This is a genomic window from Streptomyces sp. NPDC058375 (assembly GCF_042723425.1).
Lineage (GTDB): Bacteria > Actinomycetota > Actinomycetes > Streptomycetales > Streptomycetaceae > Streptomyces > Streptomyces durocortorensis.
This window is the reverse complement of record NZ_JBHXJG010000125.1, coordinates 1-11,065: the sequence shown is the minus strand read 5'-3', so window position 1 is coordinate 11,065 and position 11,065 is coordinate 1. Positions and strand designations below refer to the sequence as shown.

8 protein-coding genes and 1 pseudogene are annotated in these 11,065 nt (G+C 73.7%); 5 read left to right on the top strand and 4 right to left on the bottom strand.

All coding sequences use genetic code 11. The features are described from left to right. Positions 1-2,343: HEAT repeat domain-containing protein (locus ACFWM7_RS20545; protein ID WP_383262652.1), on the top strand; the 2,343-nt coding region annotated here is incomplete at its 5' end. A gap of 46 nt (positions 2,344-2,389) precedes the next feature. Here ACFWM7_RS20545 and ACFWM7_RS20540 read toward each other — a convergent pair. After that, a pseudogene (locus ACFWM7_RS20540) lies at positions 2,390-3,010 on the bottom strand (DNA polymerase ligase N-terminal domain-containing protein); the annotation flags it as partial. A 235-nt stretch (positions 3,011-3,245) separates the two neighbouring features. On the opposite strand from ACFWM7_RS20540, the gene ACFWM7_RS20535 reads away from it, so the two are divergent. Together ACFWM7_RS20535 and ACFWM7_RS20530 are read left to right on the top strand one after the other, a co-directional pair. Continuing rightward, positions 3,246-4,154, top strand: coding sequence for a family 16 glycosylhydrolase (locus ACFWM7_RS20535; RefSeq protein ID WP_383262650.1), 909 nt, complete (start codon positions 3,246-3,248; stop codon positions 4,152-4,154). A 106-nt stretch (positions 4,155-4,260) separates the two neighbouring features. After that, positions 4,261-5,253 carry an aldo/keto reductase gene (locus ACFWM7_RS20530; RefSeq protein WP_383262648.1) on the top strand — a complete coding sequence of 331 codons (993 nt, stop codon included), beginning with the start codon at positions 4,261-4,263 and terminating at the stop codon, positions 5,251-5,253. A 54-nt stretch (positions 5,254-5,307) separates the two neighbouring features. Here ACFWM7_RS20530 and ACFWM7_RS20525 read toward each other — a convergent pair whose 3' ends face one another. The 3 genes from ACFWM7_RS20525 to ACFWM7_RS20515 form a co-directional block, all read right to left on the bottom strand. After that, positions 5,308-6,549, bottom strand: coding sequence for a protein kinase (locus tag ACFWM7_RS20525; RefSeq protein ID WP_383262646.1), 1,242 nt, complete (start codon positions 6,547-6,549; stop codon positions 5,308-5,310). A 266-nt stretch (positions 6,550-6,815) separates the two neighbouring features. Further along, positions 6,816-7,508 (bottom strand): HAD family hydrolase, encoded by a 693-nt coding sequence (locus ACFWM7_RS20520; protein ID WP_383262644.1) that lies wholly within the window; start codon positions 7,506-7,508, stop codon positions 6,816-6,818. 37 nt (positions 7,509-7,545) lie between these two features. Then, positions 7,546-8,055, bottom strand: a complete 510-nt coding sequence (locus ACFWM7_RS20515) for an Lrp/AsnC family transcriptional regulator (RefSeq protein ID WP_383262642.1) — start codon at positions 8,053-8,055, stop codon at positions 7,546-7,548. A 208-nt stretch (positions 8,056-8,263) separates the two neighbouring features. Here ACFWM7_RS20515 and ACFWM7_RS20510 point away from each other — a divergent pair, with 208 nt between their 5' ends. Both ACFWM7_RS20510 and ACFWM7_RS20505 read left to right on the top strand, forming a co-directional pair. After that, complete coding sequence (locus tag ACFWM7_RS20510; protein WP_383262640.1) at positions 8,264-9,775, top strand: FUSC family protein; 1,512 nt, start codon at positions 8,264-8,266, stop codon at positions 9,773-9,775. A 149-nt stretch (positions 9,776-9,924) separates the two neighbouring features. Continuing rightward, complete coding sequence (locus tag ACFWM7_RS20505) at positions 9,925-10,995, top strand: lactonase family protein (RefSeq protein WP_383262636.1); 1,071 nt, start codon at positions 9,925-9,927, stop codon at positions 10,993-10,995. Positions 10,996-11,065 lie beyond the last annotated feature (70 nt).

Here is an 11,065-nt window from a genome sequence, read left to right as displayed (position 1 = left end):
GACCCGGACGTGGCGGCTCTGCTGCGAGCCGGCTGGGATCCGGCGCTCGCCCTGCGCATCGCCCGTCGGACCACACCCCCGGCCACCGCCGATACCCAAGAACCAGCCGCGGCACGAGCCCTGTTGGGCCACTGGCTCGGCCTGGCCGACAGTGTCGGCCAGGCGGGTCTCCGTAACCGCCTGGTGCGGTGCGCCCTGCGCCTGTGCCCGGGGCCGTGGTCCGCCGACGAGGTGGCGGTGTTCGCCCGACACTCCGGCACGGTGACCGACGCGTTCGACGCCGCCACGGGCGCGGGAGAGGCGGCCGGGGCGACCGGTCGGGCTGCGCGCGAGGAAGAGCCGGGCGAGCAGCAGTCGGAGTCGGCGCGGTTCGCCTGGGAGCTGATCGACGTCCTGCACGCCGTCGCACCCCACTTGTCCGCCGGCCGGCGCTTCGCGGTCGTCGAGGCACTTCGCGCCCTGCCGCCCGCAGGACCCGGCGGCCCACCCCGGCCCGGGACGGCCGCCTCCACGCTCACGTTGCTCCGGCAGCTCGACGCGGTGCTCGTCCGCCCCGATCTCGACCGGGCGCTCGCCGCCGCCCACCTCGGCGCCGACCCCTGGCGGGCCGCGCCCGCCGTGCTCCGTGAGGCGTTCGGCGTACCCGTGGACGAGGTGATGTTCGACGAACCTGCCCTGTGGCGGGCGGAGTTGACCGAGTCGGTACGGACGCCCGAAGCGCTGGCGGAGTTCCGGGAGCGTGCTGCCGCCGCCGGGGCCGGAGGTTTGCGTGTTCCGGGTGCGGAGGGGGCCGGAGTCTCACGTGCCCCCGGGGTGGAAGGGGTCGGTCGCCCGCCTGCCGTGCCCGGATCCCGGGACCTGCTCGTCGCGCTCATCGAGGCGTACCCGGGAGCCCCGCTCACGGTACAGGCGCGACTCGTCGACTGGATGACCGAACTCCAGCCGCTCGACGCACCCGAGTGGACCATCGCCGAGACGTGGGCGGCGGGCGCGGCCGCCGGCGTTCCGTCACGTCCGGTGCGGGCGGACGATCTCGACCAGCCCCGGTCGGCTGCGCAGCGGGTCCGGCTGCTGGGCATGCTGGACGCCGGGAGCCCGGAGCGCCGGACCGCCGCCGCGCTGGCCCTGCGGGGCTGGCCCGAGCCGGAGGTGTCGCGCACCGTGCTGCGGGCGTATCTGCGCGGCCGGGTCGACGTGCTCCCCGAGACCACTTCCCCGGAACTGCTCGCCCACCTGGAGGTGCACGGTCCGGGGGCGCTGGACCGGGAGGTACACGGCCCGGGGGCGCTCGACCGGGAGGTACACGGCCCGGATGCGTCCCGCCCGGAGGCGCCCCGCCTGGAGGTGCCTCGCCACCGCCCGTCCGGTCCGCAGGTGTCCCGTCCGGAGGCGCGCCTCCCCGACAGCTGCCGCGGGGAACTGACCGCCCCCGGGGTGCTGCCCGAGCGGGCGTTGCGCTGGGTGACTCAGCTGCCCGAGGACGAGCTGCCCCCGCTCGTCCCGCTGATCGTCGGATGGTGGGAACACGGTCCGCCCGCCGTGCACGGGGCCGCCCGCACCGCGCTGCGCCGCGTTCCCGCCGACACCCTCGCCCACCTCCTGGCACCCCGCATCGAGGCGGGCGAACTCGGGCTGCTCGACCTGCTGGCCGGCCTGCGCCTGCTCCGGACCCCCACGCTGACCAGGGCCGAGCGCCTCCTGCGTACCGAAGGCCGCGAGGCCCCGGCGGACGCGCTCGTCCTCCTCGACGGCCCCTTGCGCACCCCCGGGGCCGCACACGAGGACATTGCCGCACTCGCGTCCCTGCGCACCCCTTCCCGGGCCGCGGCGGCCCCGGCAGACCCCCCGTCGCTGCCGGAGCTGCTCGACCTCGCCCGCACGGGCACACCCGAGCAGATCCGCGGGGTGCTCACCCGCCTCGTCGAGGAGCACGCGCCCGCGCCCGGCACCCGTCCGGGCCCGGAACTGCGAGCACTGGTCGAGGAGTTGCTGCGCCACCCGGGTGCCGGGGTACGCCTGCACGCACACCGGACCTCGCGCGCCCTGTTCGACCGGGACGCCCATGCCCGGCTCACCGCGCTCCTGCTGTCCGACCCGCTGCCGGAGGTGGTGCGCATGGCGGTCCGGACGCTGGGACGCGCCGCCTGGGAGCCCGCGCTGCCCGACCTCGTCCGGCTCCTCGGCCACGCGAAGCCGGCGGTCCGGAGGGCCGCCCGGGACGCGCTCATCGGCTTCGGCGGGGCGGCGCTTCCGGTCCTGCGCCGGGCCGAGGCCCACGCCCGGCCCGACCGGCGGTCGCTCTACACCGACATGCTCGCCGAGATCGCGGGCGGAGGAGCTTGAGAGGGCCGCATTCCGCTGGGCGCGCGCCGGTCCGCGGACTCGCGCGTCAGTCGCCGCGGCCCCGGGCGGCCGCCGCGGCGACCTGGTGCAGCGTCCGTCCCGTACGGGCGGACCGGGCGTGGTACGGGTCGGGGGAGCCGGGCCTGCCGCGTACGGCGAGACGGTCGTTGGCCTTGATCAGCAGCCACGCCTCATGGCCGCCGCTGTCCGGCTCGTCGCCCTTCTGGATGCGGGTGAGCGCGAACTCGCCGTGCAGCTTCGCCCCGTACAGCCAGAACGTCGCGTGGCCCAGCTCCAGGGACTCGGCGAAGGGGACGAAACCGCCCTGCCCGTCGTGCCCGAGCGGCCGGTAGGTGCCCTGGTCCCAGACGATGACCGTGCCGCTGCCGGACTCGCCCCGGGGGATGACTCCTTCGAACTCGCGGTACTCCAGAGCGTGATCCTCCGTCGGCACGGCGAGCCGGCGGTCGCTGGGGTTCTCCGAAGGGCCGCGGGGCACCGCCCAGGACTTCAGTACGCCGTCGACCTCCAGCCGGAAGTCGAAGTGAAGCCGTCGCGCGTCATGGATCTGCACGACGAAGCGGGGCCGTGGTGTGCCGTCGTTCTCCACGTCGTGCTCCCTTCGCCGTCTCGCCGTCCGGTCCGTGTCCCGGTCCGTATCTCCACTCTGCCGCCGCCCCGGGGGAACCGCACGATGGACCTCCTGCCTTCAGGCGCATATGCCATCGAGGTATGCCGTTCCCTCTCCGGTCTGGACCAGGTTATTGACGGCTCCTGCGGCACTCCCTTAAATCAAGAATTGAAATATGCGCCCGAGGTGATCGCCCCAACCGTTCACCTCTCGGCGTTGACCTGTCATGCGCATGCCCCCATGTGCATGTCCCCCCACGCGAAGTGATGTGATGACCGTGCACCCCACGCACTCCACGGCGCGCAGCGTCTCCCGGCGCCGCCGCGTCGCCCTCTACGCGGCCTCGCTGCTCTGCTGTTCCGCCATCCTCACCGCACTCCCCGGCGGAGCGTCCGCCGCACCCGCCGCCGACTCCCCGGCCCCCGGACCGGGCACCCAGGCCGTCGCCTTCGAGGACCAGTTCGACGGTCCGGCCGGCGCCGCCGTGGACGGCGGCAAGTGGCAGACGGAGACCGGCGACAACGTCAACAACCACGAGCGGCAGTTCTACACCCCGGGCAACGACAACGCCGCACTCGACGGCCAGGGCAACCTCGTGATCACCGCCCGGAAGGAGAACCCGGGCAACTACCAGTGCTGGTACGGGGCCTGTGAGTACACCTCGTCCCGGCTCAACACCTCCGGCAAGTTCGCCGCCGCCTACGGCCACGTGGAGGCCCGCATCAAGATCCCGCGCGGCCAGGGCATCTGGCCCGCGTTCTGGATGCTGGGCGACGACTTCGGCAACGTCGGCTGGCCGAACAGCGGCGAGATCGACATCATGGAGAACGTCGGCTTCGAGCCCGGCACCGTCCACGGCACCCTGCACGGCCCCGGCTACTCCGGCGCGGGCGGCATCGGCGCCGCGTACACCCTCCCCGACGGGCAGGCGTTCGCCGACGACTTCCACACCTTCGCCGTCGACTGGGCGCCCGACTCCATCACCTGGTCCGTGGACGGCAACGTCTTCCAGCGGCGCACACCGGCCGACGTGGGCGGCAACCAGTGGGTGTTCAACAAGCCCTTCTTCCTCATCCTGAACCTCGCGGTCGGCGGCTACTGGCCCGGCGACCCCGACGGCTCCACCCAGTTCCCGCAGCAGATGGTCATCGACTACGTCCGCGTGACGACGGGCGACTGACCGGCGGCTCCGAAACGTGGACGGCGGCAGAGGTGCTCCTGCCGCCGTCCACCTGGTCCACTCGGTCCACCCGGTCCGTCCCTTCCGATACGAGAAGCGGAATAGCATGATCCCCATGGAACAGCGCACACTCCACAGGACCGGCCGTGACGTCTCGGTCGTCGGACAGGGCACCTGGCAGCTCGGCGGTGACTGGGGCGAGGTCGCGGAGGACGACGCGTTCGACGTCCTCGACGCGGCCGTCGCATCCGGCGTCACCTTCTTCGACACGGCGGACGTGTACGGGGACGGCCGCAGCGAACAGCTCATCGGCCGCTACCTCAAGAACCGCCCCGACGCGGACGTCTTCGTCGCCACCAAGATGGGCCGCCGCGCCGACCAGGTGCCGGAGAACTACGTCCTGGACAACTTCCGTACCTGGAACGACCGTTCCCGGGCCAACCTCGGCACCGACACGCTCGACCTCGTACAACTGCACTGCCCGCCCAGCAGCGTCTACTCCTCCGACGCCGTCTACGACGCCCTGGACACCCTGGTCGCCGAGCAGCGGATCGCCGCCTACGCGGTGAGCGTCGAGACGTGCGCCGAGGCGCTGACCGCCATCGCGCGCCCCGGCGTCGCGAGCGTGCAGATCATCCTCAACCCGTTCCGCCTCAAGCCGCTGGACGAGGTGCTCCCGGCGGCCGCCGCCGCGGGCGTCGGCATCATCGCGCGCGTCCCGCTCGCCTCCGGGCTGCTCTCCGGCAAGTACACCAAGGACACCGTCTTCGGCCCCGAGGACCACCGGACGTACAACCGGCACGGTGAGGCGTTCGACCAGGGCGAGACGTTCTCCGGCATCGATTACGCCACCGGCGTCGCCGCGGCCGCCGAGTTCGCGGAACTGGCCCCCGAGGGCGCCACCCCCGCGCAGACCGCGCTGCGCTGGATCATCCAGCAGCCGGGCGTCACCAGCGTCATCCCCGGGGCGCGCTCGGTGGAACAGACCCGCGCCAACGCGGCGGCCGCCGCCCTGGCGCCACTGCCGCAGAGCACGCTGGACGCCGTGCGGGAGCTCTACGACCGGTCGATCCGCGCGGAGGTCCACGACCGCTGGTGACCGTGGGCGGGGAGCGGCGGGCGGGGGTGGCGACGGAGGAGCGGCGGCCGGGACTCAGTCGTCCCGCTCGTCCTCCCAGTCTCCGTCCCCGTTCCCGTCCCTGTTTTCCTTCCCGCCGTCCCGGCCCTGGTTCCGGTCCTCGTTCTGCTGGTCCTCGCCCTGCTGCTGACCGCCCTGCCGCTGATCGCCGTCGCCGACGTCCTGCGAGGGGACCGAGGACGGGCTCTGGTCCGGCGTGCCCGCGGAGCTGGAGTCCGGGGAGAACAGGATCATCCCCAGATACACGGCGGCCAGGAACGTCGCCGTGCCCGCGATGGCGCTGGCCACCCTGGGGCGCCGCCGGATCGCCTCACGGGTACTGCGACGGCGGGCCGGAGCCGAGCGGGTCGGCGCCTGCCGTCTTCGCCCTGTCGGCCCCGGGAGCCGGTACGTGGTCGGGCCGACCGGGGTGGACGGCGCGGCGGGGGAGGGCTTCGGGGCCACGGGGGAGGACGCCCGGTGGGACGTGCGGGTCTGCTGGGGGAGGGGCTCCGGCCGGCCGCGCCAGGCGTCGGTGCGGAACCAGTCGGACACCTGCTGCGCGGTGGGCCGCTCCTCCGGCTGTTTGGCCAGCAGCCCGAGCAGATACGAGTCGAAGGCGGCGGAGATGTCCACACCGCGCTGTCGCAGCGGCACCGGCGGGGTGTCGACATGCTGGTACAGCGTCGCGGTCGCCGTGTCGGAGCGGAACGGGGGCTGCCCGAGCAGCAGTTGATAGACGACGCAGCCCAGGGAGTACATGTCGGACGCGGAGTCCGCGGTGCGTCCCAGAGCCCGCTCGGGGGCCAAGTAGAGGCTCGTGCCGACGATATGGCCTGCCGTTGTCAGCGCGGTCGAGGGATCGTCGACGAACTGGGCGATCCCGAAGTCGCCGATCTTCACCGAACCGTCCGCGTCCAGCATCAGATTGCCCGGCTTGATGTCGCGGTGGACGATGCCCTGGCGGTGCGCGGCGGCCAGCCCGGCGGCCGCCTGGCCCGCGATCCGGGCGACCTGTTCGGGGTGGACCCGCTCCTGGGCGGCCAGCAGATCTCCGAGGCTCTGCCCCTCGACCAGCTCCATCACCAGGAAGAACCGGTCCTCCCAGGCGCCGAAGTCGAACACCGCCACCAGATGCGGGTGGCTCAGCCGGGCGGCGGTCTGGGCCTCCAGCCGGAAGCGGGCGGTCGACGAGGCGTCCGCCTGGTCCCCCAGCAGCAGCTTCACGGCCACGGCGCGTCCCAGGACCTCGTCCGTGGCGCGCCACACCTCGCCCATGCCGCCACGACCGATGGGGGATACCAATCGGTACCGACCAGCTACCAGCACCTGTACACCTATCTCGAATGGTGGCCCGCTCCGGCTGTCGGACCCCCGGGGCCCGGGGTCTTGGGCGGAGTCCTGGGCGGTGCGGCGAACGACATGATCAGGATATCGGTCCGGCGGAGCCCGGATGCCCCGACGGCCCTTTCAGCGGGCCCGGCTGACGGCCCGGCACCTCTTCTCGCCTGCCCCGACGCCGGGAATGCCCGCCGGACCCCGCCTCATCCGGACATCCGGCGGTACGCGGCCTCGGCCGAGAACGCGGACTGCCCGTCCGCGAACAGCAGGTCGGCGGCCTTGAACGCCGGGTCGGACGCGGTCTCCGGCACATAGGGCACGGCGATGCACCGCATGCCCGCCGCCTGTGCCGCCGCCGCTCCGGCCGGGGCGTCCTCCAGCACCACGCAGTCCGCAGGCTCCGCCCCCATCCGCCGTGCCGTCTCCAGGAACACGTCCGGCTCGGGCTTGCCGTGCGCGACCTCCTCGGCGGAGACGTACAGCGGGATGTACGCGTCGAGGCCGGTGACCGCGAGCACCGCCCCGATCGCGGCCCGGGACGAACCGGAGGCCACCGCCATCGGCACCCCGGCCGCGTGCAGGCGCTCCACGAGCACCCGCATCTGCGGGAAGACCTCCGTCGACGCCCCGGCGAGCTCCAGGTACAGGGCGTTCTTCCCGGCGAGCAGTTCATCGACCGGGGCGTCGATCCCGTACTCCGCGCGCAGGACGGTCAGCGTCTCCCGGGTGCCGATGCCGATGAACCGGGTGTGGGCGTCCCAGTCGAAGTCCCGCACCCCGTACCGGGCGAGCAGCCGGCGCCCCGCCTCGTAGTAGTTCGGCTCGCTGTCCACCAGTGTCCCGTCCAGGTCGAAGATCACGTGGAGCCCGGACGCGGTGACGGGGTGGGAGGTCATGGCTCCAGCATGCCGCAGCGCGGACCGCCGGGTCCGGTCACCCCTGGCCGGGTCCGGCACCTGGCCGGTCCCGGTCGCCCGCCGCGCGCCCCACGGCCTCCACCAGGGGCAGCACCCGGTGCGCCACCCGCTCGCGCAGCGCCACATCGGTCCGTGTCCTGACGACCCCCGGCAGCTGGATCAGCCGCTGGATCACGTCCTCCAGATGCCCGTTGTCCCGGGCGACGACGCGGGTCAGCAGATCGCCGCCGCCCGTCGTCGAGAACGCCTCGATGATCTCGGGCACGGCAGCCAGGGCGTCGCCCACCTCCACCAGGTGCCCCTGGGTGACCTCCAGGTGGACGAAGGCGAGCACGGGGTGGCCGAGCGCGGCCGGGGAGAGGGCCGGTCCGGTGCCGGTGATCACGCCGTCGCGCTCCAGCCGGTCGAGCCGGGCCTGCAGGGTGCCGCGGGCCACGCCGAGGATGCGTGCGTACTCCCGGACGCTGGTGCGCGGCTGCTCGATCAGCAGGCGCAGGATCCGGGTGTCGAGAGCGTCCACCGCCATGATCCGAGGATCTCCTTCCGGACCGTTGGTCCGTTGGCATGCTGGTGGCCGACCTGTCGGCCATTCCGCTGGTCCATTGGTACAGCATATTCCTCCTGGTTTGATCCACGGGCCCGGTAGGTGCTGCAATGGGGATGTCGATGGCGCTGCGGACTTCCGCGGCGCCTTTTTCATGCGAGTCCCGCGGTGACGCGGAAGGGGTGGAAGAGTGCTGAAGAGGGTGTTCGTGTCACCGGACCCGGGGCGGGTACGGCTGCGCTTCGCCGGCCGGGCCGTGCTCGGCATCAGCCTCGCGGTCGCGCTGTGCGGCCTCGCCGGGCACTCGCTCGTGGCGGCCATCACCGGCGGCCTCGCGGCCCTGCTCGCTCTCTTCACCGTGACCGACCCGACGGTGCGCGGGCAGGCGGTCACCACCGCCCTGCTCCCCGCCGTCGGTCTGCCCGTCCTCGCCGTCGCGGCCGTGCTGCACGACCAGCCGGTCGCCCGCGACCTGATCTTCCTCGCCGTGATGGGGGCCGGCGTATACGCCCGGCGCTGGGGGCCGCGCGGGCACGCGCTGGGCGTCTTCGCGTTCATGACGTTCTTCGCCGCCCAGTTCCTGCACACCGTGCCCGGGCAGCTGCCCGAGCTGTACGTCGCCGTGGTGCTGTCCCTGTGCGCCTCCTCCGCCGTCCGTTTCGGCCTGTGGTGCTACGAGCGGCGGCTGCCCGTGGCGCCCGCGCCCGCTCCGCCGGAGGGCGGGGGCCGGATCCGCATCACCACCCGGCAGGCCGTCCAGGCCACCCTGGGCGGGGCCTTCGCGCTCGGCCTGGGACAGCTCCTGTCCGACCAGCGGTGGTACTGGGCCGTCGGCGCCACCTGGTGGGTCTTCGTCAACACCACCTCGCGCGGCGAGACGCTCGTACGGGGATTCCGGCGGGTCCTGGGGACCGTGATCGGCATCGTCGCGGGCTTCGCCGTGGCCATCCCGCTCGACGGCGCGGGAGCCCCGACCGCCGCCATCGTCGCAGTCTGTGTCTTCGGCATCTTCTACACGGCGGCGGTCTCGTACAGCTGGATGATGTTCTTCGTGACGGTGATGGTCGGCATGCTCTACGGCGTGCTGGGCGTCCTGGACGCCACCCTGCTCTGGCTGCGGGTCGCGGAGACCGCCGTCGGCGCGCTCGGCGCGGTGCTCGCCGTCCTGCTGGTGCTCCCCGTCACCACCCACGCCATCACCGACGCGTGGATCCAGAAGGCGCTGCGATGCGTGCACGCCTGCACGGCCGAGGCCGCCGACCGGCTCGCCGGCTCGTCGCTCGCCGACCCCGGCCCCCGCGTCGCCGAACTGGAGGTGCTGCTCGGCCGGGTCCGCCTCTCCCTCGCCCCGCTGGTGCACCCCCTGAGCCCGCTGCCGGCCCGCAAGGCACGTGCCCGGCAGGTGCTCGCGCTGCTGGACGACTGCGTACGGGAGGTCCGGGGCCTGGCCTCCATCGCCGCCGACCCGGACGCCTCGCACGACTCACGGCTCTCGGCCGCCTGCTCCCGCGTCGAGGCGGCCGTCGAGGCGCTCACCGCGCCCGGGGGTTCCCGCGGCTTCCACCTGCCCGAGCTGCCCGGGGCCGCCGTGGACCCCGCCCTCGCCCACCTGCACGGCCTGGAGCGCGCACTCGCCGCACTGGCGGCACCGCTCCAGGGCCGGGGCGGCCGGACCCCGGCCTTGGCGCCCGAGCCGGCCTGATCGCCTCCGGAGGCGCGCCTGACCGCCCCCTGAGGGCCGCCCCCGTTCCCGCCCGCCGACCCTTTCCGGCCGCATTGGTCTGGACCGCGACGGGCTGCCTGCTACCGTCGGCCGTGAAGATCGCGGCGACGGTGAAGAGGTGCAGCGCGATGATGGGCAACAGTGCCGGGCGGGCATTCATTGGGTCGTTCACCTCGGCGGGCGGGCGCGGCATCACCGCCGCCGCCGTGGACCGGGACACCGGCGCGCTGACCGTGCTCGGATCCACGGACGCCGTGCCCGACCCCTCGTTCCTCGCGATCGGCCCCCGAGCGGGCGGCACGGTCCTGTACGCGGTCGGCGAGAGCGCCCCCGGTGTCGCCGCCGCCTTCTCCCTCGACGAGGACGTACCGGCCCTCCTGGGCCCCGTCCGGGCCGTCGAGGGCGATGCGCCCACCCACCTCGCGCTCGCCGCGAACCACCTGGTCACCGCCAACTACACCTCCGGCAGCGTCACCGCCCTGCCGGTGGACGCCGACGGATCGCTCGGACCGGCGGCCTCGGTGCTCCTCCACGAGGGCAGCGGCCCGGACACCGGCCGCCAGGAAGCCCCGCACGCCCACCAGGTGCTCGCCGACCCCTCCGGCGACTGGGTGGTCAGCGTGGACCTCGGCACCGACTCCGTACGCGTCTGCGCCCTGGACCCCGCCACCGGCGCCCTGCGACTGCACGGCGAGACGGCCCTGCGTTCGGGCACCGGCCCGCGCCATCTGGCCTTCCACCCCTCGGGCGCTCTCGCCTACGTCCTGGGCGAGCTGGAACCGACCCTCACCGTCTGCCGCTGGGACGCGGCGAAGGGCCGCCTCGACGTGCTCGGCGAGAAACCGGTGCTGCCCGAGCACGAGGAGGCCGAGCCGCCCGACGACGCGGTGCGCACCTACCCGTCCGAGGTGGTCGTCGCGCGCGACGGGCGCTTCCTGTGGACCGCCAACCGGGGGCACGACAGCATCTCCGTGCTCACCCTCGACGAGAGCGGCGAGAAGGCGGCCCTGGTGGCCACCGTCGGCTGCGGCGGACGCTGGCCGCGCGACCTCACCCTCGACCCGAGCGGCCAGTGGCTGTACGCGGCCAATGAGCGCTCCGGGAACGTCAGCTGGTTCGCCGTGGACGCCGAGACCGGCATCCCGCGGCACGCGGGCTCCGTCGAGGTCCCCGCGGCCTCCTGCGTCGTCCTCGTCTGACCCTCGGCGCCCTCGCCCGACCACGGCAGCCCGGGAACAGCGCGGCGGGCCCGGTCCGGAGAGTTTCCTC

Excerpts from the sequence above, each read along its gene's own strand:
- ACFWM7_RS20530 (WP_383262648.1), top strand. The coding sequence starts at position 4,261 with ATGATCCCCATGGAACAGCGCACACTCCACAGGACCGGCCGTGACGTC.
- ACFWM7_RS20520 (WP_383262644.1), bottom strand. The coding sequence starts at position 7,508 with ATGACCTCCCACCCCGTCACCGCGTCCGGGCTCCACGTGATCTTCGAC.
- ACFWM7_RS20515 (WP_383262642.1), bottom strand. The coding sequence starts at position 8,055 with ATGGCGGTGGACGCTCTCGACACCCGGATCCTGCGCCTGCTGATCGAG.
- ACFWM7_RS20535 (WP_383262650.1), top strand. The coding sequence starts at position 3,246 with ATGACCGTGCACCCCACGCACTCCACGGCGCGCAGCGTCTCCCGGCGC.
- ACFWM7_RS20505 (WP_383262636.1), top strand. The coding sequence starts at position 9,925 with ATGATGGGCAACAGTGCCGGGCGGGCATTCATTGGGTCGTTCACCTCG.
- ACFWM7_RS20525 (WP_383262646.1), bottom strand. The coding sequence starts at position 6,549 with ATGGGCGAGGTGTGGCGCGCCACGGACGAGGTCCTGGGACGCGCCGTG.